The organism is Microbacterium sp. zg-B185 (assembly GCF_030246885.1).
GTDB lineage: Bacteria > Actinomycetota > Actinomycetes > Actinomycetales > Microbacteriaceae > Microbacterium.
On sequence record NZ_CP126739.1, the window covers coordinates 312,339 to 335,112 of the forward strand.

The following is a 22,774-nucleotide window of genomic DNA, read 5'->3' on the forward strand; positions in this document are numbered from 1 at the left end:
CGCGCCCGCTGGCTGAGTGCAGTCACCGCGTGGAGACTTCGCTGATGTAATCCGCGACCCATTTGACCTGGTCGGATGACATGTCCATCGCTGCCGCCAGCGATTCGTTCGCCTCCTCGCCGAGCAGCACGGGGGGAGCTTCGCCCAGAAGCTTGCCCGCCTCCTCGAGGAACTGCGGATCAGCCACCACCTTTGCAACTGCGGCGTGCAACGCGGCCTTCGCTTCGTCTGGTGCGTCTCCGTGGATCCAGTAGTTGCGCAGCAGGTTGGTTTGTGCCGTCGTCACGGCGCGGTAGACATCCCAGCCGGTCCCTTCGGCGGATTTGCCGGTAAGGGTCTCGAAGGCCTCGAGCATCGTCGGAAGATCGGGGAATGCCGGGTCTCGAACGACCTCACCGTCCTTTACATAGCCCTGGGTCATGAGGGGAGTGATATCTCCGTCCTCCTCCAACGGGAGAACGTTGTTCAGATAGTGAGACGATGTGGAGTTTCCTGCGCTCAATTCCCCACGCATAACTGCAGTGGTGATCGACCCGCCACCGTCGTAGCCCATCAACGGTTTGAAGGAAGGGATGCCCAGTTGGTCCAGCGCGAAGACTCGAACGGACTCAGAGGCGTTCAATTCCATGCCACCGTAGAAGACAGTGGCATCCTGTCCGGTCAGGTCCTCGAGCGACGTGATGCCGGCGGCGACGCTGCCGAAGATTGTCATTCCGCCACCGAAGGCCACCAGCGTTTCGTAGTCCATCGGATCGAACTGCACACCTTCCTTGTCCAAAAGCGTTGACGCGATGATTCCGCCTGACGCCATAGCGAGTGTGAGCCCGTCCTCGTGGTCGGCGCGTTCGAAAGTGTTGAGGCCCTCCTTCTGACCGCCTCCAGGCACGTTCTGGACGACGATCTGAGGCTCGCCTTCTAGGTATTCCGAGAGATAGCCGGCGAACATTCGGCTGAATGTGTCCGAGGCCCCGCCCGCGTCGAACGGGACGATCAGGGTGATCTTCTGGCCTTCATAGAACGCCCCCTCTTTTTCGTCGTCGTTGGCGGCCTGCTGGTTCGTCACACCACAGCCCGTGATGGCGAGAAGCGCGGCTGCGCCTAGCGCGCAGCCGAATAGGACACGGTTTTTTGATGACATCGTCGTCAACCTCCCTGGGGTGCGGAAATACCTGTTCGCGCTCTCCGGCGCTATGTACTGGCTGACTCGCTATCGTCGACGTCAGCGTGGGGTCAGCATTGCATACAATCCGCGTGGAATGCTATACATCAGTTGGAGGCGTTGCGATGAAGCAGAAACGAACGGATACGACGGACTGGTCTCCCGACGCATATGCGGACGTTGCCGGGCACCCTCCCGCAGCCAACCGACCGCTGGCGTACTGCGATGGTGTCCGCGCGATTGTTGCGATGCGGGAAGAGCTGCTGGAGCGCGGTGGCAACGCGACGTTCGGAGCTGTCACAGCTGAAGATCTTCGCCCGCTCTTAGCCGCGTTGTTCTCGCCCTCGGCTCTTGAACTTCGGTCCGTGGGCTGGGACAGCCCTGGGAGTGTGCTGGACCACATTGTCCGGCACGAGGCAGTCGTCGAGATCGCCGACCGGTGTGAGCTGAGGCGACGACTGCAACCGGAGGATCGGCGCTGCTTCGGCCTTTTTCACCCCGCGATGCCTGACGAACCGGTCATCTTCACCGAGATCGCACTGACTCGTAGGCCGGTGAGCGCGATTGGCGAGATTCTCGGGCGAGAGCGGATCGCGATTCGGGAGGAGGATGCGACGACGGCTGTCTTCTACTCGATCTCGAGCTCTCAGCCCGGGTTGCGTGGCATCGCGTTCGGCGATCTTCTGATCCGACGAGCGGCCGCAGCACTTCTGGACCAGCTACCCCGTCTCGAACAGTTCATCACCCTTTCGCCCCTTCCGGGTTTTCGCGGATGGCTCTCCGCCAGCGCTGAATTCCAAAGCACGACACCCTCTCCGAGGCAATCGATGGCTGAGCCATCCACCGGTGTGCTTGAGGTCGGCACATCGACTGGAGACGATGAGCTTCGCGGCAGCGCGGAGGAGTACCTCCTGCAGGCTCGGCGAGGCGATGGTCGCCCGGTCGATCCCGTTGCGAGGTTCCACCTTGGAAACGGCGCGCGGCTCACACACATTCACCTCAATGCAGACCAGAGTCCTCGCGGCATCAAGCAGTCCTTCGGCGTGATGGCGAGCTACCGTTACGAAAGGCAGGACCTGTGCATTCAGCCGAGTTAAACCTGTACGCGGATCTGATCCCCCCCGGCGCTGAGGCGGGAAGCATCGCCATCGCTGTACCCGGCCGAGAAACTGTCGGGTACAAGGATCTTGCCGATCTCTCGGCCCGGTACGCGAACGTTCTGCAAACGTGCGGACTCGTGCCGGGTGGACGGGTGCTCGCCATCACCGACAAGAGCGTGGAAGCGATCGGGCTCTACCTGGCCACGTTGCGGGCAGGCGGTGTCTTCGTGCCGCTGAACCCCGCCTACACGAGTGCGGAGCTGGAGTACTTCATCGCTGACGTTCGGCCGACCATCGTGGTGAGCGATCCATCGAGATCCGAGGAAGTCACGCGAATATGCGATGGGCTCCCTGCTCGAGTGCTCAGTCTTGGTAGCGAAGGCGCGGGCACCCTCGCGAGCGAGTCCCTTACGCAATCCGCGACGCATGCCGTGGCAGCTCGTGCATCCGAGGATCTCGCGGCAATCCTGTACACCTCGGGCACCACTGGTCGGTCGAAGGGCGCCATGCTCAGCCATGGAAACCTACGCGCCAACGCGAGGGCACTTTGCAACGTATGGGGTTATAGCGACACGGATGTCCTAATTCACGCGCTCCCGATCTTCCATACGCACGGGCTGTTCGTCGGACTCAACGTGTCGTTCCTATCTAAGGCGTCCCTGATCCTGTTGCCGACGTTCAATGCTCAGGCGGTTGCGGCGAGCCTGCCGGATGCGACCGTGCTCATGGGCGTTCCGACGTACTACACCAGGCTCTTGGAGGTGCCTGACATTGCAGACCTCAGTAGCCACGTCCGGCTGTTCATCTCCGGCTCCGCGCCGCTCCTCAGCGCGACGCATCATGCGTGGCGCGAGAGCACGGGACACGAAATCGTCGAACGCTATGGCATGACCGAGACCACCATGCTGACCTCGAACCCGATCGCGGGCGCGCGGCGCCCCGGCACGGTCGGGCGACCACTCCCAGGGGTCAACGTCCAAATCACCGATCCAGACGATAACGGCATCGGAATGATTCAGGTGGCCGGACCGAACGTCTTCTTGGGCTACTGGGAAATGCCGGAAAAGACGGCAGAGGCGTTCACCTCCGACCGTCACTTCATCACCGGCGACCTCGGGCGGATCGATGATGAGGGCTATTTGCATATCGTCGGACGGGAGAAGGACCTGGTCATCCGGGGAGGGTACAACGTCTATCCCAAGGAGGTTGAAACCGTGCTCGATGCCCTCGAGGGGGTTGCCGAGAGTGCTGTTTTCGGCATCCCCGACCACGATCTCGGCGAGCGCGTCATCGCGGCCATCGTCCTCGCTGACGGCGCCGCCATTCGGGAAGAGCAAATCGCTGATGATGTGGCGAGCCAGCTCGCCCGGTACAAGCGACCGGCTGCCTACATGTTCATGCCGTCGCTGCCGCGCAACGTCATGGGCAAGGTACAGAAGTCGGTTCTGCGAGATGCTGCGACGCATCTAGCCAACGCGCAGTAACGCAAAAGACCCCAACGAGAGCTCACCATGCTCCCAGTGCACGCGAAAGAGGACGAAATGAGCAATGCCGCCCTACGAACTCCCAATGTGGAAGCCGGGGACGCTGACAGCGGTACCGGCTACGTGGTGCACGACCCCACAGGCTATGCCCCAGAAGTGAAGGGCAAGGTGCCCGCCGGCAGGGTCGAGGCACTGGACGGGAAGACCGTCTATCTCGTCGACAGCCGGTTTGACGACTCGGTGGAGTTGCTCAAGCAGATGGAACTGTGGTTTCAGGAGAACATGCCCTCAGTTGTCATCCGCATGGTTGCCCTCGCCTCCACGTATGCGAAGGACGATCCTGAACTGTGGGAGCGCATACGGGCCGACGGCGACGCGGCGATACTCGGGGTCGGGCACTGCAGTACCTGCGCGCCTGCGGTGTCCACGCATGCGATCACGCTCGAAACCAAATACGGCATCCCGACGGTCGCAGTACACACCGAAAAGTTCGAGAAGGTTGTCAAATCTGTGACGCGAATGGGCGGACTGCCCCAGGCTCCACTCGTTTTTGTGCCGCAGCCTGTGATGGGCAAGTCCGCAGCCGAACTGCGCGAGTACGTCCATGGATCGGACCCTGTGACCGGCACGCCGGTCATGCAGGCGGTCATCGAGGGACTCACTCGCCCGCTTCCCCAGACCGCCTCCGCGATTCCCGCCGCGAGACGCTCAGAAAACCGATTGCTCGCCCCCGCAAGCGAGGATGCACTGCACGAACTGTTCCTCACTCGCGACTGGACGGACAAACTCCCCATCGTTCTTCCGACCGAGCGGCGGGTTCGTGAAATGCTGGCCGGTACAAGCCGCGACGCAGAAGAGATCGTCGGCCGGATGCAGCCTACGGAGAACCGCGGCGCTTGGGACTACACGGTGGAGAAGGTTGCGGTAAACGCAGTCATGGCGGGCGCGAAGCCGGACCACTTCCCGGTGATCCTTGCTTTGGCCGCGAGCGGTCGTAGCGCCCGCGGCAGCACGTCGAGTTCGGGGGCTGCGATGGTGGTGGTCAATGGGCCGATACGGGCCGAGATCGGTATGAACTCTGGGATCGGCGCGCTGGGTCCCTATAACCGGGCAAATGCGACGATCGGTCGTGCGTATGGGTTGCTGTCGCAGAATCTGCAGGGCGGGTCCGTGCCAGGTGAAACGTTTATGGGGTCACTCGGCAACAACTACACCTATAACAGCATCACCTTCGCGGAGAATGAGGAACGTTCGCCCTGGGAGCCGCTCCATGTTCAACGCGGGTTCAAGCCTGATGACAGCACGGTGAGCATCTTCTACGGCAACAGGTCGACGACTTTCAGCCTGGGGCTACGAGCCGGCTATTGGCGTGAGCACGTCAGGGATATGCTGCTCGGCACAGACGCCGTCACTGCTCCCGTTCTCTTGCTGGATCCCATCGTTGCCGAGCAGTTCGTGGACCGGGGTGGTTTCATAGACAAGGGCGCGCTGATCGCCTGGATCCACGAAACCGCTCGGATGCCCGCGGGACGCTACTGGGACATGCAACTGATCCAGAACTACGTCTATCCGAGAGCGACCTACGGGGAGGAGCCGATGGCCAGTAATCTGCGTGCCACGTCCGAGGAGTCGATCCACATGTTCTCCAAGGAGAGCATCAACGTCGTAGTGGTCGGCGGCGAGTCCAACGGATACTGGCAGATCATGGGATCGCGGCTCACCGCAACCATCTCGATAGATGAGTGGCGCTGATGAAGGCCAACGCCGGGAGGGCACGGCAATGACCGACTATGACGTAGTGGTAGTAGGGGCCGGTGTGGCTGGTCTGACGGCTGCGCGTCAGGCTGCGAAGGGTGGCGCGCGTGTCCTTGTCCTAGACCGCCAAGGGGTGGGCGGGCAGGTGGCTACGGTTGAGGACCTCACGAATGCGCCGGGGCGATCCGCCCCTATCGCCGGCTACGATCTCGGCGTTGAGCTTCTCGAAGAGGCGGAGGAAGCTGGGGCGGAAATCCTCTTGGCCGATATCGGGCGAATCGAAAAGTCGGGCAATGGCTTCGTGGTCACGGGCGCAGACGACCCGGTAGGCGCGACCGCCGTCATCATCGCGGCTGGGTCCACGCGGCGCGCACTCGGGGTCCCCGGGGAAAACGAATTCGAAGGTCGAGGGGTCTCCCGTTGTGCATCGTGTGACGGGCCATTCTTTCGCGGCAAACGGGTGATCGTCGTGGGCGGTGGTGACTCCGCACTCGACGAAGCAAGGGTTCTCGCTGGTTTCGCCAGCGAGGTGGTCGTCGTCCACGTCGGGGAGGCACCGACTTCACGCGTCGAGATCGCCCATCTGACGTTGGCCCGGAAAAACGTCCGATTCCACCAGAATTCAACTGTGAGCGCAATCCGCGGAGAGGACGTGGTTTCAGCGGTTGCAGTTCACAACCTGCTGACCGGCGACGAGAAGGAGCTGCCCGCACACGGGGTCTTCATCTACATAGGCCTATCGCCAAACACGTCCTGGATCAGCGGCCTTGTGGAATGCGACGAGTCTGGCCACATTGTGGTCGACGAGAAGCTGGCCACTTCGTGGGAAGGTGTCTTCGCCGCGGGCGACATCCGGAGCGGGTCTCTGGCCCTACTGACAGAATCTGCCGCTGACGGGGAGCGCGCCGGGGATTCCGCGCTGGAATACCTGACTCGCGCAAGAGCGACCAACGGCTTCGGGACGCCCTAGGTGCCCGACGTGAAACAAAGCCGCGCCACCGAATTGCGGGATCTGATCGAGGAGGCCATTGTCACAGGCGTCTACGCGCCGGGACAGCGGCTCGATGAGGTGAAGCTCGCCTCCCGTTTCGGCGTGTCTCGCACGCCGGTGCGTGAGGCACTTCGGCAACTGGAGGCAACGGAGCTCGTGGATATCCAGCCTCACCGGGGCGCGTTCGTGAAGGTGATCGCGATCCCAGAGATGCTGCAGATGTTCGAGGTCATGGCAGAACTCGAGGGCCTCTGCGCGCGGCTGGCTGCACGACGGTGCACGGAAAAGCAGTTACGGGATCTGGAGGGGGCCCACGCTGCGTGTGCGGCGACACTTCAATCTGCCGACGCCGATGAGTACTACTACGCCAACGAGACGTTCCACAAGCTTCTCTACGCGGCCAGCGGGAACTCATTCCTCACCCGCATGGCGACCTCCCTGCAAACCCGCCTCAAGCCCTTCCGGCGTCTTCAACTCCGAGTTCCCGGCCGAATGCTGAACTCATCGGCCGAGCACGGTGCCATCGTCACCGCACTTCGGGCCGCGGATGCCTCATCTGCGGAGCAACTGGCTGTCGCGCACGTGACGGTGCAGGGAGACAGGTTCGGGGACTTTCTCGCTGCGCTCGGCTCACGCGGTCCCGAGGAGAACCAGCGCTGATATGTCGGAGCCGAGGCTCCACCAGGGACGGTCCTGCACCAGCGTGCACATCGGCGCGGCCTCCTTCGTGAAACGGTTGCGCCAGCCGGTCGCCCGGAACGACGTATGCCAGCCGCGCCCTTCTCAGAGCACCTTCGACAAGAAGGCTTTGGTGCGCTCGTGCTGCGGATTGGAGAGCACCTCGGCGGGCACACCGGACTCGACGAGGCGACCGTCACTCATGAAGTGCAGCGAACTGCCCACCTCTCGGGCGAAGCCCATCTCGTGCGTGACGACGACCATGGTCATCCCGCCGGTTGCAAGGTCCCTCATGACGTCGAGGACCTCGCCCACCAGTTCCGGGTCGAGCGCCGACGTGGGCTCGTCGAACAGAACCACCTCGGGCTGCATGGCGAGTGCGCGGGCGATGGCGACGCGCTGCTGCTGGCCGCCTGAGAGGCCGCGGGGGTAATGGTCCTTGCGTGATGCCAGACCGACCCGGTCCAGCAGCTCCGCAGCCTGTTCGGTGGCCTTCTTCTTGGAGATGCCCAGCACCTGGATCGGCCCCTCTGCGACGTTCTGGAGCGCCGTCATGTGACCGAACAGGTTGAAGTGCTGGAAGACCATGCCCACGTTGCGGCGAGCAGCGGCGATCTGCCGTGGGTGCTGCTCGAAGAGCTTGTCGCCGCGGCGGGTGTATCCGATCTCTCGGCCGGCGACCCACATGTCGCCGCGCTGGAACGACTCGAGGTGGTTCATGCATCTCAGGAGAGTGGACTTGCCGGATCCGGACGGGCCGATGATGCACGCGACCTCACCGCGTTTCACGTCCAGTGAGGCGCCCTTGAGCACATCGACCCGGCCGAAGGACTTGTGGATCTCCACCGCGCGGACCATGACGTCGGCGGGCGGAGCGAAGCGGCTGTCGTCGGATTCGGTGTTCATCGACGTTCGTGGCCCTTTCCGAAATGACGCTCGACGAAGTACTGGCCGATGGACAGCACCGTGGTGAGGACGAGGTACCAGAACGTCGCCACGACGAGCATGGGGATGGTGTTGAACTCGCTCGAGTAGATGCCGCGCACCGTGTTCATCAGCTCGCTGAATCCGATCACCATTGCGATCGACGTGAGCTTGAGCATCGAGATGACGGCGTTGCCGACCGGGGGGATGATGATGCGCAGGGCCTGCGGCAGCACGATGCGTCGCATCGCCCGCGCCGGGCTCATGCCGATCGCATAGGCGGCCTCGCGCTGTCCCGGTGGGACCGACAGAAGCCCCGAGCGCACGATCTCGCTCGTGTAGGCGGCGTCGTTGAGCCCGAAGGCGATGACGGCGGCAAGCAGCGGCGAAGCGAACACATCGTTCATGTCGATGCTGTAATCACCCCAGCCCAGACTCGGCAGCACCGAGGCGGAGAAGAAGATGAAGATGAGCAGCACCGGCAGTGGCACGCCCCGGAAGAACCAGGTGTACACGAACGCGGCGCCTGAGATGATGCGGTTGTGGCTCATCCTCATCACGGCCAGCAGCGTTCCCAGGGACAGCGAGATCACTTCGGCCAGCACCGTGAGCAGGATGGTGTTCCAGACGCCGCGCAGGACGGCGCCGTCGAAGAGGTAGTCGCGGAATACCGGCCACTCGAAGCCGGGGTTCGTCGCGGCCCAGCGGATGATCTCCACCGCGGCGACGAGGATGAGGACGACCGCGATCCAGCGGCCGGGATGCTTCCGAGCGATGACCGTCGGCGCCGCGGTCGGCGACGGCTCCGGGGTCATCGCCGGCGCGGGGGGTGCCTGCTGAGTCACGGTCGTCCTCATCTCTAGCGGCGGTCAGTCGGTCAGCAGGACGATTTCGTCGGCGGTGAGCGCCGAGTCCGCCTGGCCGTACTTCTCGAGGATCTTCAGGTAGGTGCCGTCCGCCACGACCTCCTTGAACGCCTTGAGCAGCATCTCAGCGAGCTCGGTCTCCTCCTTCGGGATGCCGATGCCGAACGGCACGTAGCTGTACGGCTCGACGACGAGGTAGTCGCCGCCCGACTTCTCCACGTAGCTGGCGGCCACCTGCTCGGTCAGCAGCCCTACGTCGACTTTGCCGGTCGAGAATGCGAGATCCTGCCCCGCCTGGTCGTCGTATGCCTGGAAGGTGATCGGCTCGTCCTTGCAGACGCCGTACCAGTCGCTGCCGTCGTCTTCGGTCGTGGCGTTGGCCAGCTCGATGTCGTTGTACGACTTGGTGGCGTTGAGCACGGCGACTTCGACGCCACACAGGTCGCCGATGGTGGTGTAGAGATCCTCATCCTCGGCGTTGATGACCATCGTGTATCCGGTCTTGGCGTCGGGGATGAAGTTCAGCGCTTTCAGCCGGTCGCCGTAGACGCCCAGGCCGGAGACGGCCAGGTCGTACTTGCCCGACTGGGTGCCGGTGACGATTCCGGTGAAGTCGACGTTCTGGATGTCGAAGGTGATGTCGAGCTTCTCGCCGATCGCGGCGAGCAGCTCCGGCTCGATTCCGTCTTTCACGGTCGTGCCGTCGCCGACCTGCCAAGGCTCGTAGGGCCAGGACATGCCGACGGTGAGGGTGGTGATCTCGGGGGCTTCGTCGGTGGGCGCAGCAGCGGCGCAGGAGGTGATCATCGCCGCGGTCGCGGCGACGGCGAGGGTCGAAACGACAGCTCGGGTCTGGAGCTTCATACGTGGGCCTTTCGGGGGTCGGTGGAGCTGGCGGCGAATGGAGAGCGGTAGGCGGCATATCCGCGCTGGATCTGTATCTGGTCGGCGACGTACTTGGCGTCGTGCCAGACACCCCAGATGAAGCTGGACCCGCGTCGGGAAAGCCACGGCAGACCGAGGAAGTAGACGCCTGGTTCGCGGGCGACACCGCGAGCGTGCTGGGGACGCCCGCGATCATCGAACGTGTCCACCTGCAGCCAGCCGAACTCCTGCGCATAGCCGGTGGCCCACACGATGGAGCGGACGGATGCCGCGGCGAGGTCGAGTTCGCGGACCGGGTCCAGGACCGCGCGCGGCAGCGGTCCGAGCACATGCGCCTCCGGTTCCTCGGGGAGCTCGAGCCCGTTGCGCGCGATGTAGTCGTCCGCCTCGCGCAGCAGCGACAGATAGTCCGCATCACCGTTTTCGATGTCAGCCCTGAGCCCCGCACTGAAGCGCACGACACCGTTCCGGTAGGACTCGGTGCGGCCCACCAGCGTGATCCCCGCGGCGGCGAGGTCCCGGAAATCGACGGTGCGTCCGCCGTCGGCGCCGCTGACCGCGATCGTGACGTGTTCGGCGCCGAGGGGAGGCGTTGCCATGTCCCACTTGCCGAGCACTCCGAGCCACCACACGTTGTCCCGCCCCCGATAACGTCGCGGCGGGCGATCATGCGCGCCGACGGAGAGGTACACCGGTCGGCCGGCCGCCTGCAGCTCGGCGGCGATCTGCACGCCGGAGGAACCCGCCCCGACGACGAGGACCGAGCCGGCGGGCAGCTGTGCGGGGTTCTTGTAGTCGGCGGAGTGCAACTGGGTCACTCCGGCGACGGCGGGCAGCACGGCCGGGATCCGGGGCCGCTGGAACGCGCCGGTCGCGGACACGACGAATCGAGCCTGAATGCGGCCCTCCGACGTCTCGACGGTGAAGCCCGGACGGTCCGTGTTCTTGTGCACACGGGTCACCTCCACGCCGGTGCGGACCGGCGATCCGATCCACGCGGCGTAGGCGACGAAGTAGTCCGCCACCTCTTCCTTCGAGATGAAGCAGTCCGGGTCCGCCTCGAAGGCGCGACCCGGGAAACGGTCATGCCACGCGGGACCGTTCGCCACCAGAGAGTCCCAGCGGCCCGAGCGCCACTTCTCGGCGATGCGCTCCTTCTCGAACACGATGTGGGGGATGCCCGACGCAGTCAGATGCTCGCTCATGGCGATGCCCGCTTGGCCGGCGCCCACGATGACGACTTCGGTTTCTTCGGTGCTCATTGCATCCGTTCTCTCAACGCCTGGACCGAACCCGCCTGTCGGATCGGTTGGTCCCTAATGCTGTGCGGCGCGGTGGAGGGGAAGCAATTGTCCTGAACTGATGCAGTCCGTCGATTTCGGAGACGAAATCACGCCGTCACATTCTCGTAATCCGGATGCGAGCCGGTCATCGACGCTCCGACGATGGACCGGCACGCGTCGACGAATGCACGGGGCCGGCGCGTCAAGGAGGTGATGGGCTGCGCGCTGGCCAGGACGATCGCGAGGCCGGAATCCTCATCGACCTCCACCGCCACCAGACGGCCGCCGTCGTAGGTGAGATCGTGCGCGGGGCGTTGGTTGAGCAGTGTGAACATGCGACTGCGGGCGACCATCGCGCGCACCGTCTCGAAGCTCGAGAAACGATGCCGGATGTTCGGCACGAGCCCGCGATTCGCGAAGATCTGAGTGAAGTACTCGCGGGTGTACTGCCAATCCAGCAGCACCATCGGCTCTTCGGCCAGCTCGAAGATGTAGACCCGTTCCCGCTGAGCCAGCGGGTGGTCCGCACTGAACGCCGCGTACAGCGGCGCCTGCTTGAGTCTTTCCCGATGGATGCCGGGACCGAGCCCGAGATCGTATGTGAGTGCAACTTCGACCACGTTGTCTCTCAGAGCGGGCTCCAGCTCGCCTGCGCTGAGCTCCACGAACTGCGGAGCGATACCGGGGAACTGGCTCGCGAGCCGTTCGGCGATCTCCGGAAGGTAGAACGGAGCGAGCGTCGGGAAGATGCCGACGCGCAGGTCGCCGGTGAGCTGATCGGGATCCACCGCGGAAATGGCGTCGTCCAGGTCGAAGAGGATCTGCCGGGTCCTCGCCAGGAACGCCTGGCCGGCGGAGGTCAGCATCAGCCCCTTCGCGCGCCGTCGGATGAACAGGGGGGTGCCGAGTCGCTTCTCGAGATTCGCGATCGAGTTGGAGATCGCCGACGGCGCAACGTACAGGGCGGCGGCCGCGTCCGCCATGCTCGAGTACTCGGCACAGCGCGTGAAGTAGATCAGCTGCGCGAGGGACACATCGCGGGGTTCCGGCATCTTCATGACGTCAGCATCGCTGGATGGCATTGCCGTGATGTTTCTCGCCCGTTACATCACAAAATCTGACGTGGACGTGCAGTTCCGGGCGATTGCTGCGGCTGTTCGGAAAGTGGAACCTGAGTGCGGACCCCCCAACCCGCCAGCAGAAAGCCGCCCGGAAGCATGACGCACCACACTCGCATCCGTCCGTTCAACACCAAGGACACCTACCCAGAGCAGAACCTCGACAACGACCTGTGTCAGGCGGTCGTCGCGAATGGTGTCATCTACATCCGCGGCCAGATCGGCCAGGACCTCGACAGCCGGGAGAGCGTCGGCATCGGGGATGTGGAGGCGCAGACCGAGAAGGCGATGGCGAACATCAAGATGCTCGTCGAAGAAGCCGGCGGGTCGCTCGAGGACATCGTGAAGGTGGTCGTCTACCTGGTGGACATCCGCTACCGCGAGACGGTGTACCGCACGATGGGGAGCTGGCTGAGAGGAGTCTTTCCGGTCTCGACCGGACTGGTCGTCTCGGCCCTCGCCCGGCCCGAATGGCTCGTCGAGATCGAAGCCACCGCCGTGCTCGCCGAGCCCAGCGCTGCCCAGACCGTCTGACGATTGGAACCGAACAGCATGAGCCAGCACATCGTCCTCAGCGCTCTGATCGTCCCGCCCGGCACGGCCACATCGTCGTGGATGCACCCCGACGTGGACCCGTCAGCCCCGGACAGCATCGAAACGTACGTCTCGCTCGCCCGGACGGCCGAACGCGGCTTCTTCGACCTCTTCTTCCTGGCCGACCGTCCGGGCGCGCAGCACCGGCACCTCGAGCAGTGGACGCAGACGCCCGCCTATCAGAATTCGCTCGAACCGATCACCGCCCTCTCCGCCATAGCGATGGCCACCGAGCACATCGGCCTCGGCGCCACAGTGTCCACCAGCTTCTACGAACCGTTCAACATCGCGCGCCAGTTCGCTTCGCTCGACTGGATCTCCCACGGTCGGGCTGCCTGGAACGTCGTCACGACGGCGAATGACGACGTCGCGCAGAACTTCGGCCTCGACAAGATGGCCCCGCACGACGAGCGCTACGTCCTCGCCAAGGAGGTGTTCGACATCGTCACCGCGTATTGGGACACCTGGGAGGACGATGCCTTCGTCTATGACAAGGCCGCCGCGCGCAACTTCGATCCCGCGAAGTTCCACCTCGTCGACCACCGGGGCAAGTACTTCACCGTCAAGGGCGGTCTGAACATCGCCCGGTCGCCGCAGGGCTACCCGGTCATCATCCAGGCGGGCGCCTCGGCGACCGGCAAAGAGCTCGCCGCGGAGACCGCTGAGGTGGTCTTCGGCACCGGCAAGTCTCTGTCCGCAGCGCAGGAGTTCTACACCGACCTGAAGGGCCGCATGGCGAAGTTCGGTCGCCGCGCCGACGAGCTCAAAGTGCTCTCCGGCGTGCAGGTCATTGTCGGCCGCACCGAGGAAGAGGCCCGCGCCAAGCAGGAGCTGCTGCAGAGCATCATCCCGATCGAGGCGCTGGTCACCTTCCTCTCCAACGACCTCGAAACCACGCTGCACGACCTTCCGCTCGACGAGCCGATACCCGCCGACCGGGTACCGGCATCCTCCAACAACCATCAGATCTACTTCCAGGAGATCGTGGAGCTCATCGGGCAGGGACACACCCTGCGCGAGGTCGCACGGCGCTACACCCGACAGACGACGGTCATCGTCGGCGACGTGGTGCAGGTCGCCGACGAGTTGCAGGCCTGGGTCGAGGCCGGAGGATCCGACGGATTCATGTTCAACGTGCAGTGGCTGCCCGGCGGCCTGGATGACCTGGTCGAGCTCTTGGTGCCCGAACTGCAGCGCCGCGGCCTCGTGCGCACCGAGCAGACCGATGGCACGCTCCGCGATCGGTTGGGCCTCCTCCGCCCCACGAACCGTCATGTCGACGGGCGCACCGGAGCCTTCGCCCGCGCCATCGAAGGGACCTCGGCATGACGATCTCCCTGATCGCCCGCGATCCGGCCACAGGCGCGTTCGGCATGGTGGTGGCATCCTCCAGTCCGGCGGTCGCGGCCCGCTGTGCACATCTGGCCGCCGGCGCGGGCGCGGTGGCGTCTCAGAACGTGACTAATCCTGAGCTCGGGATCCGTGGACTCGCGCTGCTCCAGGATGGCCATGATGCGAAGAAGACCATCGCCCTGCTCCTCGCCGGTGAGCGGTTCCCGGCCTACCGGCAGCTCGCCGCGATCGACCGCGACGGAGGCGTGGCGGTGTTCCACGGCGCGGCGGTGCTCGGCGTGCACGCGGCAGCCGAGGGCGACGCCTGCGTGTCCGCGGGGAACCTCCTCGCGAACACGGACGTGCCGGCGGCGGTGGTCGAGGGTTACGCATCCAGCCGTGCGCCCCGATTCGAGGAGCGGCTGCTGGCGGGGCTCGAGGCGGGCCTCGCCGCCGGTGGCGAAGCAGGACCGGTGCGCTCGGCCGGGCTGTCGGTCATCGATGACGTTGCGTGGCGGGTCACCGACCTGCGAGTGGATGAACACGACCAGCCGATCGCCGAGCTCGCCCGGCTCCTGACGCTGTGGCTGCCGCAGAAGGCCGATTACCGACTGCGCGCAGTCGACCCGACGGCCGCCCCGTCCTACGGCGTGCCGGGAGACGCATGAGCGCGGTGGTCGCTGCCAAGACGGCCGTGACCCAGGAGATCGGTGCTCGCGGCGAAAGCCTCATCGCTCTCAGCCACACGGTTCACGCCCTTGCCGAACCCGCATGGGTCGAGCACGAATCATCCGCTCTCCTGCAGCGGTGGCTGGCGGGCGAGGGATTCGCTGTCGAGGCCGGTCAGGCCGGACTGCCGACGGCGTTCGTGGCGAGCCGCCCCGGTGACGGGCCGCACATCGCATTCATGGCCGAGTACGACGCCCTCGTCGGCCTCGGTCATGCCTGCGGTCACAACATCATCGCCGCCGCGGCGTGCGGTGCTGCGGCGGCGCTGGCCGCTGTCGCACCACACCTGCGTGTGTCCGTCATCGGCACCCCGGCCGAGGAAGGCGGCGGCGGGAAGATCCTGATGAAGGACGCCGGCGTGTTCGATGACGTCGACTTCGGGTTGATGATCCATCCCGGTCCGACGAACTTCTTGTACGCGCGACCGTACGCGGTCGCCCACCTCAGGATCGCGTACCGGGGCCGCGGCAGCCATGCCGCGGCGTATCCGGAGCGGGGGCGCAACGCCGCCGACGCATTCATCGTCGCTCAGGTCGCCATCGGCCTGCTGCGGCAGCAGCTGCCGGACGCGACCCGAGTACACGGCATCGTCACCGAGGCCGGGACGGCGGCGAACGCCATTCCGGAGAGCTCGGTCGGCAACTGGTACGTCCGAGGGCGGACGCTCGAGGAGCTCGGCCCGCTGGTCGAGCGGGTGCTGGACTGCTTCCGCGCCGGCGCACTGGCGACCGGATGCGAGCTCGAGGTCCGCGAGACCAGCCCGCGGTATGCGGAGTTCCGCAACGATGAGCCGATGGCGGCAGCCTTCGACCGCAATGCGCGCGCTCTCGGGCGTACGTTCGACCGCGGCACCTCAGGCATGAACACCGCCTCGACGGACATGGGGAACGTCTCCCAGCTCGTCCGCGCCATTCATCCCTACATCGGCATCGACACGGATGCCGTCAACCATCAGGCGCAGTTCGCCGACGCCGCCGTGACACAGAACGCCGATCGTGCGGTGCTGGACGGCGCCATCCTGCTCGCCCAGACCGCCCTCGACTTCGCTCAGGAAGAAGACCGATGATCGCCGAACCGCTCGAATCCACCGTCGATGCCGGGATGTTCCGGGACGTGATGGGTCATTACCCCACCGGGGTCATCTGGGTGGCGGGCATCGTCGACGGCGTACCGGTCGGCATGATCATCGGGTCCTTCAACTCAGTCTCCCTCGAGCCCCCGCTGGTGTCGTTCATGCCGCAAAAGGCATCTTCCACGTATCCGACGCTCCGACGGGCCGATCGCATCGCGATCTCGATCCTCGCCCACGAGCAGGTCGCAGAGACCCGCACGCTGGCCGGCAAGGACCCGGATCGCTTCGCGAGGGTCGCCTGGTCGCCGGCGGCGAACGGTGCACCGGTTCTCGACGGAGCGGTTGCCACGATCCAGGGCAGAATCGCTCAAGAGGTCGAAGCCGGGGACCATTGGATCACGCTGGTCCACGTCGACGATCTCGAGGTGACCAGGCCCGTCGCGCCGCTGCTGTTCTTCCAGGGCGGGTACGGCGGCTTCTCGCCGACAGGCCTGTCCGCGCACCTCGACGGGTCGCTCATCACCGCCGGACGGATCGCCGAAGCAGCGCGTCCGCAACTGGACCGGCTGGCCGAAGAGCTCGAGTGCCATGTCGTGGCGATGGTGAAGATCTCAGCGTCCGAACAGACCATCGGAGCCAGCGCGTTCGCGCGGTCCGCATCCTCCGAAGCGGAGGAGGAGCGACTCGGATCCCGGATACCGATCGTGCCGCCGCTGGGTGAAGCGGCCATCGCGTGGGACGATGCCGCGATCGACGCCTGGGTGTCCCGGCTGTGGCCGCCGGACCGGCAGGTCAGCGATTCCTATCGGCGCTCCGCCGAGAAGGTCCGGGCGCAGGGCTATACGGTCAAGCGCACCGAGGGCTACGCCGCCCAGGACCATGCGCTCTCACTGGCGCTGCAGGAGTATGCGCGCAGTGAGCTGTCGCCGGCGCGGGACCGTGCGGTCCGCGGCATCCTGGCTGCCAGCCGACCCCTCTTCATTCAGTCGATCGCGCCGGAGGAGACCGCGATCGAGCTGACCTCCATCACGGTTCCCGTCTTCGAACCCGCGGGGGGTGCGCCCCGAAACTCGGGCATCGTCCTGCGCGCCAGCGGCTTTCCTCGAGCAACGGATGGCTCCACCGCTCTGGGCTGGGTCGCGGCGCTTCAGTCGGCTGCCGCCGAGGTTCGCGAGACGTTACGCACGTCCGCGGCGCTCGATTACCAGCGCTACGTCGGCGCAGGACTCCGGGACCGCTGACCTCCGCCCCTCACAGAAAGTCAAGCCCCTCGCGTCGCCTGCGCCTTGCGCTCAGGCTCGTGTCATGAGCTCCCGCGATCACTCAATCGATGGCCCCACGGGCAAGCCGAGCCAGGCAGAGGGCGAGGACCCGGATCGTCCCGACGAGCACGATCCGCTGCCGGCCGACGGTCACCCCTCCCAGGCTGAGGGAGAAGACCCGGACGAATAGCCTTTGCCCCGGCGCCGCTGACAACGCGCCGGGTGAGTGTCGGAGGCGCTGTCAACCCCGTTCCACTCGTGATGGCCGGGAGCGATCCTCACTGCATGACATTCCACCCCACCCGCGCGATCGCGACAGGCTCCGACTCCGGTATCGGCAAGGCGACGGCGATCGCGCTCGCCGCGGCCGGAATGGACATCGGCATCACCTGGCACTCCGACGAAGACGGCGCGCGGGACACCGCACGCGAGGTGGAAGCGCTCAACCGCAGGGCGGTCGTTCGGCGTTTCGATGCCACCGAGGTCCCGGACTGCGCGGACGTGATCGACGAGCTCGCAGCTGAGCTCGGAGGCCTGGATGTCTTCGTGAACAACGCCGGCACCGGCGACAATGCGCCGTTTCTGGAGATGACTCTCGAAGAGTGGCGCCATACGGTGAGTGTTGACCTCGAGGCTGCTTTCGTCTGCCTCCAGCGTGCCGCTCGTCACATGCTCGGCGGCCAAGGGGGCAGGCTGATCGCGATCACCAGCGTCCACGAGCATCAGCCGCGTGTCGGTTCCGCCGCATATGACGCGGCCAAGCACGGTCTCGGTGGCCTGATGAAGACGATCGCCCTGGAACTAGGCCATGAACGGATCACCGCCAACTCGGTCGCCCCCGGCGAGATCGCAACGCCCATGACCGACCAGGAAGACGAGAACCCGCACGCGGTCTCCCGCCCGGGCGTGCCGCTGGGGCGTCCCGGCGACGCCCGCGAAGTTGCCGCGGTCGTGGCATTCCTCGCCTCCGCCGGAGCCTCCTACGTCACCGGAGCCTCGTACGCCGTGGACGGTGGCATGCTGCAGATGGGTCCCCAGGCGGGCTCCCACATCGTCTCTGACGACTGGCGTCAGGGCTGACCGACGGATGCCGCGGCCGGGCTAGGCAGCGGCATCCTGCTCCAGCAGCTGCTTGAGCCCTTCGATGATCTGCCGCGAGCCGTCCGCGGTTTCCGAGCCTTCGCGGGTCTGGCCACGTGCACCGCGATGCACCAGGGTGATCCGGCATCCGGAGTCGGTCGGTTCGATCTCCCAGTGCAGCGAGCCCTGATCGTCCGATGCGCCGTACCAGGTGGCGACGAAGGTGTGCGCCAGACGCCGAGGCGGCTCGTACTCCAGCACCTCACCGACGATCTGGGGGTCGCCTTCTTCGTCCACGAACTCGATCGGCGCGCCGACCTGCCAGGTGGTGCGCGGCGACGTGCCGAAGTAGTACCTCTTCACCGTGCCCGGGTCCGTGAGAGCACGCCATGCCGCGGTGGGCTCGGCGGACACCAGCACCTCGTAGATGCGATCGTCGGTCATCAGTTCGTTCCTTTCTCGAGATCGTTCTTGAGCGCGAGCAGCCCAGCGGATGCGCGCGCTCCGAAGTCATCGATCCAGCGCTCCGCGAGCTGGACGATGGGCACGGGGTTGAGGTGGCAACGGCGCACGCGTCCCTCTTTTCGCGACACGATGAGTCCGGCCGTTTCGAGCACGCCGACGTGCTTGAGCACGGCGTGCCGGCCGAGGGGCGCAAGTGCTTCGGTGAGTTCGCCGACGCTCTGGCCGTCGCGCGACCGCAGCGCGTCGAGGATCCGGCGACGGGACGGATCTGCGATTGCGTGGATCACGGACTCGGTGTCCATGCCGCGACAATAGGTGACCCTCGAGTCACCTGTCAACCTTCTCGCGGTGGCTCCACTGCCGGACGTCAGGCGTCGGGGGGGGGTGCCGCTGGGCGACGCTTCCAGTCCCGGATCTGTCAGGTTCTGCCCGGCGAGGCGGCGAGGGCCCCGACGACGGGCGAGCCCGCGCACGGCGGGCCCGCGCCGGTCGTTCAGGCGGCGCGCACGCGAGCGGCGTCGTGTGCGGCGGTGTCGATCACGTCCGAGACGATGCCCTGCTGGGTGATGAAGACGTCGTGGCTGGCCCCCGGTACGTTCGTGATCTCCGCCCCCATGCGTTCGGCCATGTGCCGCAGCATCGCCTGATCGAAGGATTTGTCCTCCTCGGCGATGACCGCCCAGCTCGGCTTCTCCCGCCAGGCGGCGTCCTTGACCGGGACACCGAAAGCCGACATGTTGATGGGGACCTGCGAGTCCCGAAGGAACGCCGCATCCGCGTCGCCGGCGTCCGCCGCGAACCCCAGCTTGAACTTCTCGTGATTGAGGAAGCCGAATCCGTCGTCGCCGACATCGATGACGAAGTCCGGCGTCGGGGCGAAACCCTCGTACTGCTGGGAGGTGGTCTCGCCTGCGTCCGGAGCGAGCGCGGAGACGTAGACCAGTCCGGCGACGTTCGGATGCACCCCTGCCTCGGTGATGACAGTGCCGCCCCAGGAATGCCCGACGAGGATCGTCGGCCCGTCCTGGAGGTTCAGCACTCGGGTGGTCGCCGCGACGTCGTCCTCCAGCGAGGTGAGCGGGTTCTGCACGATGGTGACCCGGTAGCCCCGAGCCGTCAGGTTGTCGTATACGCCTCGCCATCCTGACCCGTCGGCGAAGGCGCCGTGCACCAGCACGACGTTCTTGATGTCTTGATCAGTGCTCATGATGTGTCCAATCCGTTCGCGACGGGCCGCCCGCGCGCTCTTAGTTTCCGCCGACGGATGCCGGTAGTGGGATGTAATATATTGGATGTTGCGATGCGCGGCAAGAGGGTCCGGACGCTGGACCTCGATGGATCAGATGCCGCCGGGGCGTCTGTGCCGGGTGGATCGAGAAGATCGACGGCCGGGAGAGAGCGATCGTTCCTGGGCGTCGGGCAGACGGGTCAGCGGATCGTTCGCACGTCTCTGACGGTGTCCAGGACCACCCGAATCGCGGCCGTGACGAGCGCCGGCTGCTCGACCGGGATACCGTGCCCGCTGTCGGAGTCGGTGATGTGCACAGCGCCCAGCGATCGCGCGAGCTCGGCTTGGGCTGCGACCCAGCCCGGCCACGTGGATTCACCGGGAGTGAGCTGCAGGTCCCAGGGGTGATCCGAGGAGATGACGACGACGGGAACGGTCGGCAAGGCGGCGTCAGCCTGCAACTCTGAGATGCTCATCTCGTAGGCCGGCACCTCCGACCCGAGCGAGTCCGCGCTCGCCGTGATCACCGCCATCCACCGCGCCCACTGGTCGGCGGAGAACGTCTGAGCGAGGTACGCGCTGGCCGAGTCCAGCAGGACGAGCCCGGCGACGTCGGAAGGATGCGTGCGCGCCAGCTCCTGTGCGATCAGACCGCCCCAGGACAGCGCGACGACCACGTACGGTCCGGGTTCGCCGGCGGCATCCATCATCGTCAGGAGATCCTCGGCGCCCTGGCGAGCGGTGGTCGGCTGGGCGACAACGGTCGAGGGTGAGAGTTCGCCCGATGCCCGGGTCGTTCCCGGCCGGTCGTAGGAGCACGCCCGCGTGGTGCGGGAGACATCGTCGAAGGTGGACACCGCAGCGGGGTCTGCGTCTGCGAGGAGCGTGTCCCATTCATCGGCGGCGCCCCGCGTCCCGGAGATGAACACGACGGTGGGCGAGCCTGTGCCGGCGCACTCCAGGATCATGGCGCGGCCGCCTCCGATATCGACCGACTCGGTCGAGACGATGTCACCGCCGCCCGGGCGTGGCGACGCCGGCGACGGGGCTGCATCCGAGCACGCGGCCAGTATCAGCACAACGACGGATGCGGTGGCGAGCGTCGCGAGGAACCTCACCGGCCAGCGGCTCTGGTCCACGTCCGTCATCTCCCTGTCCTCATTCGCTGCCCGGCTGGGTGGGCATCACCGTAACCGCCGCTGCGAAGACGGGCTGCAGTGCCTGGATCACCTGTCCGTTGCGCCGAGAGGATCGGCCCCTCAAGGTATCCACAATCGCGACGGTGCGATAGGGGTCGCAGGAGCCGCGGAACCTCTCGTCCTGACAAAATCCGCCATCCGGCCCTCACCCCCGTGCAAGAGATTTACTCTCTCGTCATGACAACATCGCCATCAGCGATCACCACGACGGGACAGCTGCGCGCGTCGGGGCACACCTATCGGCCGCTGCGCGTGGAGCTGCGTGAGAACCTCCTCTCAGCGCTGGCCGACGGGCGCGACCCGTGGCCCGGCATCCACGGGTTCGACTCCACGGTGATCCCCCAGCTGGAGCGCGCGCTGCTGGCCGGACATGACGTGGTCCTGCTGGGCGAGCGCGGTCAGGGCAAGACCCGGCTGCTGCGCAGCCTCTCCGGACTGCTGGACGAGTGGTCGCCGGTGATCGCCGGGTCCGAACTGGGTGAGCACCCGTTCCATCCGGTCACGCCCGCCTCGGTTCGACGCGCAGCCGAACTGGGCGACGACCTGCCGGTGACCTGGCGGCATCGCTCCGAGCGATACGTCGAGAAGCTCGCCACTCCGGACACGTCGGTGGCCGATCTGATCGGTGACGTCGACCCGATCAAAGTGGCCGAGGGTCGCTCGCTCGGAGACCCCGAGACCATCCACTACGGTCTGATCCCACGCAGCCACCGTGGAATCGTCGCGATCAACGAATTGCCCGATCTTGCCGAGCGCATCCAGGTGTCGCTGCTTAATGTGATGGAGGAACGCGACATCCAGATCCGCGGCTACCTGCTTCGGCTCGACCTGGACGTCCTGGTCGTCGCCACGGCCAACCCCGAGGACTACACCAACCGAGGACGGATCATCACGCCGCTGCAGGACCGGTTCGGCGCGGAGATCCGCACGCACTATCCGCAGACCATCGAGGAGGAGGTGGCCGTCATCCGCCAAGAGGCCGACCTGGTCGCCACGGTTCCCGCCCACCTGCTCGAGGTGCTGGCGCGCTTCACCCGCAATCTTCGGGATTCGGATGCCGTGGACCAGCGGGCGGGTGTGTCGGCGCGCTTCGCCATCGCCGGGGCCGAGACGATCGCGGCCGCAGCTCTGCACCGCGCCACGCGTCAGCACGAGGAGGTCGGGGTGGCGCGACCGGTGGACCTCGAGACCGCCGTGGACGTGCTGGGGGGAAAGATCGAGTTCGAGACGGGTGAGGAAGGCCGCGAGCGTCCCATCCTCGAGCATCTGCTGCGCACCGCGATCGCAGAGACTGCTCGCACGCACCTGCGGGGCATCGACGCGGCAGCGTTGGTGGACGCGCTGCACGACGGGGCCACGGTGATGACGGGTGAGCAGGTCCCCGCCGCCGATGTCCTCGCCGCGATGCCGGTCCTCGGCGAGTCCGATCTGTACGACGAGGTGGCCGAGCGACTCGATGCGCGGACCCCGGGCGAGCGGGCGGGCGCTCTGGAGCTGCTGCTCGAGGCGCTCTACCTGGAGCGGCGCATCAGCAAGGACAGCGCGGCGGGGGAGAGCGTGTATGGGTGAG

23 protein-coding genes are annotated in these 22,774 nt (G+C 65.9%); 13 read left to right on the forward strand and 10 right to left on the reverse strand.

Annotated elements, in window-relative coordinates; all coding sequences use genetic code 11:
- Window positions 1–22: 22 nt before the first annotated feature.
- The gene (locus tag QNO12_RS01445; RefSeq protein WP_257503183.1) at window positions 23–1,138 is read right to left on the reverse strand and encodes a type 2 periplasmic-binding domain-containing protein; all 1,116 of its coding nucleotides are present in this window, start codon (window positions 1,136–1,138) and stop codon (window positions 23–25) included.
- A 146-nt stretch (window positions 1,139–1,284) separates the two neighbouring features.
- Here QNO12_RS01445 and QNO12_RS01450 point away from each other — a divergent pair, with 146 nt between their 5' ends.
- From QNO12_RS01450 to QNO12_RS01470, 5 genes are read left to right on the forward strand one after another with little or no spacing between them, the layout of a single operon-like run.
- Window positions 1,285–2,256: a malonyl-CoA decarboxylase domain-containing protein gene (locus QNO12_RS01450; protein ID WP_257503184.1), complete on the forward strand. Its 972-nt coding sequence runs from the start codon at window positions 1,285–1,287 to the stop codon at window positions 2,254–2,256.
- Window positions 2,238–3,743 carry an AMP-binding protein gene (locus QNO12_RS01455; protein ID WP_257503185.1) on the forward strand — a complete coding sequence of 502 codons (1,506 nt, stop codon included), beginning with the start codon at window positions 2,238–2,240 and terminating at the stop codon, window positions 3,741–3,743. Before QNO12_RS01450 ends, QNO12_RS01455 begins: the two co-directional genes overlap by 19 nt.
- A 57-nt stretch (window positions 3,744–3,800) precedes the next feature.
- Window positions 3,801–5,495, forward strand: a complete 1,695-nt coding sequence (locus tag QNO12_RS01460) for a UGSC family (seleno)protein (protein ID WP_257503186.1) — start codon at window positions 3,801–3,803, stop codon at window positions 5,493–5,495.
- 28 nt (window positions 5,496–5,523) lie between these two features.
- Window positions 5,524–6,468 carry an NAD(P)/FAD-dependent oxidoreductase gene (locus QNO12_RS01465; RefSeq protein ID WP_285178185.1) on the forward strand — a complete coding sequence of 315 codons (945 nt, stop codon included), beginning with the start codon at window positions 5,524–5,526 and terminating at the stop codon, window positions 6,466–6,468.
- A gap of 9 nt (window positions 6,469–6,477) precedes the next feature.
- Window positions 6,478–7,149, forward strand: coding sequence for a GntR family transcriptional regulator (locus QNO12_RS01470; protein ID WP_257503187.1), 672 nt, complete (start codon window positions 6,478–6,480; stop codon window positions 7,147–7,149).
- A gap of 123 nt (window positions 7,150–7,272) precedes the next feature.
- Here the strand turns inward: QNO12_RS01470 and QNO12_RS01475 are convergent, their stop codons facing one another.
- The 5 genes from QNO12_RS01475 to QNO12_RS01495 all read right to left on the reverse strand — a co-directional run bounded on the left by QNO12_RS01475 (window position 7,273) and on the right by QNO12_RS01495 (window position 12,183).
- Entirely contained in the window at window positions 7,273–8,073 is an 801-nt protein-coding gene (locus QNO12_RS01475; RefSeq protein WP_285178186.1) for an amino acid ABC transporter ATP-binding protein, read from the reverse strand.
- Window positions 8,070–8,936: an amino acid ABC transporter permease gene (locus QNO12_RS01480; protein ID WP_257503188.1), complete on the reverse strand. Its 867-nt coding sequence runs from the start codon at window positions 8,934–8,936 to the stop codon at window positions 8,070–8,072. Before QNO12_RS01480 ends, QNO12_RS01475 begins: the two co-directional genes overlap by 4 nt.
- Window positions 8,937–8,960: 24 nt before the next feature.
- Window positions 8,961–9,821, reverse strand: a complete 861-nt coding sequence (locus QNO12_RS01485) for a transporter substrate-binding domain-containing protein (RefSeq protein ID WP_257503189.1) — start codon at window positions 9,819–9,821, stop codon at window positions 8,961–8,963.
- Window positions 9,818–11,104: a flavin-containing monooxygenase gene (locus QNO12_RS01490; protein ID WP_257503190.1), complete on the reverse strand. Its 1,287-nt coding sequence runs from the start codon at window positions 11,102–11,104 to the stop codon at window positions 9,818–9,820. Before QNO12_RS01490 ends, QNO12_RS01485 begins: the two co-directional genes overlap by 4 nt.
- A 128-nt stretch (window positions 11,105–11,232) precedes the next feature.
- The gene (locus QNO12_RS01495) at window positions 11,233–12,183 is read right to left on the reverse strand and encodes a LysR substrate-binding domain-containing protein (RefSeq protein ID WP_257503191.1); all 951 of its coding nucleotides are present in this window, start codon (window positions 12,181–12,183) and stop codon (window positions 11,233–11,235) included.
- Window positions 12,184–12,342: 159 nt separating this feature from the next.
- Here QNO12_RS01495 and QNO12_RS01500 point away from each other — a divergent pair, with 159 nt between their 5' ends.
- The 7 genes from QNO12_RS01500 to QNO12_RS01530 all read left to right on the forward strand — a co-directional run bounded on the left by QNO12_RS01500 (window position 12,343) and on the right by QNO12_RS01530 (window position 18,312).
- Complete coding sequence (locus tag QNO12_RS01500) at window positions 12,343–12,777, forward strand: RidA family protein (RefSeq protein WP_257503192.1); 435 nt, start codon at window positions 12,343–12,345, stop codon at window positions 12,775–12,777.
- 18 nt (window positions 12,778–12,795) lie between these two features.
- Window positions 12,796–14,166 (forward strand): LLM class flavin-dependent oxidoreductase, encoded by a 1,371-nt coding sequence (locus tag QNO12_RS01505; protein ID WP_257503193.1) that lies wholly within the window; start codon window positions 12,796–12,798, stop codon window positions 14,164–14,166.
- On the forward strand, window positions 14,163–14,837 hold the full coding sequence (locus tag QNO12_RS01510; protein WP_257503194.1) for a DUF1028 domain-containing protein: 675 nt from the start codon (window positions 14,163–14,165) through the stop codon (window positions 14,835–14,837). Before QNO12_RS01505 ends, QNO12_RS01510 begins: the two co-directional genes overlap by 4 nt.
- Window positions 14,834–15,964, forward strand: a complete 1,131-nt coding sequence (locus QNO12_RS01515) for a M20 family metallopeptidase (protein ID WP_257503195.1) — start codon at window positions 14,834–14,836, stop codon at window positions 15,962–15,964. The genes QNO12_RS01510 and QNO12_RS01515 overlap by 4 nt, the downstream gene beginning before the upstream one ends.
- The gene (locus QNO12_RS01520; protein ID WP_257503196.1) at window positions 15,961–17,211 is read left to right on the forward strand and encodes a flavin reductase family protein; all 1,251 of its coding nucleotides are present in this window, start codon (window positions 15,961–15,963) and stop codon (window positions 17,209–17,211) included. The genes QNO12_RS01515 and QNO12_RS01520 overlap by 4 nt, the downstream gene beginning before the upstream one ends.
- 64 nt (window positions 17,212–17,275) lie before the next feature.
- Window positions 17,276–17,422, forward strand: a complete 147-nt coding sequence (locus tag QNO12_RS01525; RefSeq protein ID WP_257503197.1) for a hypothetical protein — start codon at window positions 17,276–17,278, stop codon at window positions 17,420–17,422.
- Window positions 17,423–17,517: 95 nt separating this feature from the next.
- Window positions 17,518–18,312 (forward strand): SDR family oxidoreductase, encoded by a 795-nt coding sequence (locus QNO12_RS01530; protein ID WP_257503198.1) that lies wholly within the window; start codon window positions 17,518–17,520, stop codon window positions 18,310–18,312.
- Between the two features lie 21 nt (window positions 18,313–18,333).
- Here QNO12_RS01530 and QNO12_RS01535 read toward each other — a convergent pair whose 3' ends face one another.
- The 4 genes from QNO12_RS01535 to QNO12_RS01550 form a co-directional block, all read right to left on the reverse strand.
- The gene (locus QNO12_RS01535) at window positions 18,334–18,756 is read right to left on the reverse strand and encodes an SRPBCC domain-containing protein (RefSeq protein WP_257503199.1); all 423 of its coding nucleotides are present in this window, start codon (window positions 18,754–18,756) and stop codon (window positions 18,334–18,336) included.
- Window positions 18,756–19,079 (reverse strand): ArsR/SmtB family transcription factor, encoded by a 324-nt coding sequence (locus QNO12_RS01540; protein ID WP_257503200.1) that lies wholly within the window; start codon window positions 19,077–19,079, stop codon window positions 18,756–18,758. The genes QNO12_RS01535 and QNO12_RS01540 overlap by 1 nt, the downstream gene beginning before the upstream one ends.
- A gap of 191 nt (window positions 19,080–19,270) precedes the next feature.
- Window positions 19,271–19,984: an alpha/beta fold hydrolase gene (locus QNO12_RS01545; protein ID WP_257503201.1), complete on the reverse strand. Its 714-nt coding sequence runs from the start codon at window positions 19,982–19,984 to the stop codon at window positions 19,271–19,273.
- Window positions 19,985–20,205: 221 nt separating this feature from the next.
- Window positions 20,206–21,153: an alpha/beta fold hydrolase gene (locus tag QNO12_RS01550; RefSeq protein ID WP_257503202.1), complete on the reverse strand. Its 948-nt coding sequence runs from the start codon at window positions 21,151–21,153 to the stop codon at window positions 20,206–20,208.
- Between the two features lie 228 nt (window positions 21,154–21,381).
- Between QNO12_RS01550 and QNO12_RS01555 the strand changes: the two genes are divergently transcribed.
- Window positions 21,382–22,773, forward strand: a complete 1,392-nt coding sequence (locus QNO12_RS01555; RefSeq protein WP_257503203.1) for a sigma 54-interacting transcriptional regulator — start codon at window positions 21,382–21,384, stop codon at window positions 22,771–22,773.
- Window position 22,774: the final 1 nt, after the last annotated feature.

What these genes read in the sequence shown, in the direction of transcription:
- QNO12_RS01460 (WP_257503186.1), top strand. Translation starts at nt 3,801, where the DNA reads ATGAGCAATGCCGCCCTACGAACTCCCAATGTGGAAGCCGGGGACGCT.
- QNO12_RS01555 (WP_257503203.1), top strand. Translation starts at nt 21,382, where the DNA reads ATGACAACATCGCCATCAGCGATCACCACGACGGGACAGCTGCGCGCG.
- QNO12_RS01510 (WP_257503194.1), top strand. Translation starts at nt 14,163, where the DNA reads ATGACGATCTCCCTGATCGCCCGCGATCCGGCCACAGGCGCGTTCGGC.
- QNO12_RS01490 (WP_257503190.1), bottom strand. Translation starts at nt 11,104, where the DNA reads ATGAGCACCGAAGAAACCGAAGTCGTCATCGTGGGCGCCGGCCAAGCG.
- QNO12_RS01485 (WP_257503189.1), bottom strand. Translation starts at nt 9,821, where the DNA reads ATGAAGCTCCAGACCCGAGCTGTCGTTTCGACCCTCGCCGTCGCCGCG.
- QNO12_RS01450 (WP_257503184.1), top strand. Translation starts at nt 1,285, where the DNA reads ATGAAGCAGAAACGAACGGATACGACGGACTGGTCTCCCGACGCATAT.
- QNO12_RS01525 (WP_257503197.1), top strand. Translation starts at nt 17,276, where the DNA reads ATGAGCTCCCGCGATCACTCAATCGATGGCCCCACGGGCAAGCCGAGC.
- QNO12_RS01445 (WP_257503183.1), bottom strand. Translation starts at nt 1,138, where the DNA reads ATGTCATCAAAAAACCGTGTCCTATTCGGCTGCGCGCTAGGCGCAGCC.
- QNO12_RS01550 (WP_257503202.1), bottom strand. Translation starts at nt 21,153, where the DNA reads ATGACGGACGTGGACCAGAGCCGCTGGCCGGTGAGGTTCCTCGCGACG.
- QNO12_RS01505 (WP_257503193.1), top strand. Translation starts at nt 12,796, where the DNA reads ATGAGCCAGCACATCGTCCTCAGCGCTCTGATCGTCCCGCCCGGCACG.
- QNO12_RS01465 (WP_285178185.1), top strand. Translation starts at nt 5,524, where the DNA reads ATGACCGACTATGACGTAGTGGTAGTAGGGGCCGGTGTGGCTGGTCTG.
- QNO12_RS01540 (WP_257503200.1), bottom strand. Translation starts at nt 19,079, where the DNA reads ATGGACACCGAGTCCGTGATCCACGCAATCGCAGATCCGTCCCGTCGC.
- QNO12_RS01545 (WP_257503201.1), bottom strand. Translation starts at nt 19,984, where the DNA reads ATGAGCACTGATCAAGACATCAAGAACGTCGTGCTGGTGCACGGCGCC.
- QNO12_RS01500 (WP_257503192.1), top strand. Translation starts at nt 12,343, where the DNA reads ATGACGCACCACACTCGCATCCGTCCGTTCAACACCAAGGACACCTAC.
- QNO12_RS01495 (WP_257503191.1), bottom strand. Translation starts at nt 12,183, where the DNA reads ATGAAGATGCCGGAACCCCGCGATGTGTCCCTCGCGCAGCTGATCTAC.
- QNO12_RS01530 (WP_257503198.1), top strand. Translation starts at nt 17,518, where the DNA reads ATGACATTCCACCCCACCCGCGCGATCGCGACAGGCTCCGACTCCGGT.
- QNO12_RS01515 (WP_257503195.1), top strand. Translation starts at nt 14,834, where the DNA reads ATGAGCGCGGTGGTCGCTGCCAAGACGGCCGTGACCCAGGAGATCGGT.
- QNO12_RS01475 (WP_285178186.1), bottom strand. Translation starts at nt 8,073, where the DNA reads ATGAACACCGAATCCGACGACAGCCGCTTCGCTCCGCCCGCCGACGTC.
- QNO12_RS01520 (WP_257503196.1), top strand. Translation starts at nt 15,961, where the DNA reads ATGATCGCCGAACCGCTCGAATCCACCGTCGATGCCGGGATGTTCCGG.
- QNO12_RS01535 (WP_257503199.1), bottom strand. Translation starts at nt 18,756, where the DNA reads ATGACCGACGATCGCATCTACGAGGTGCTGGTGTCCGCCGAGCCCACC.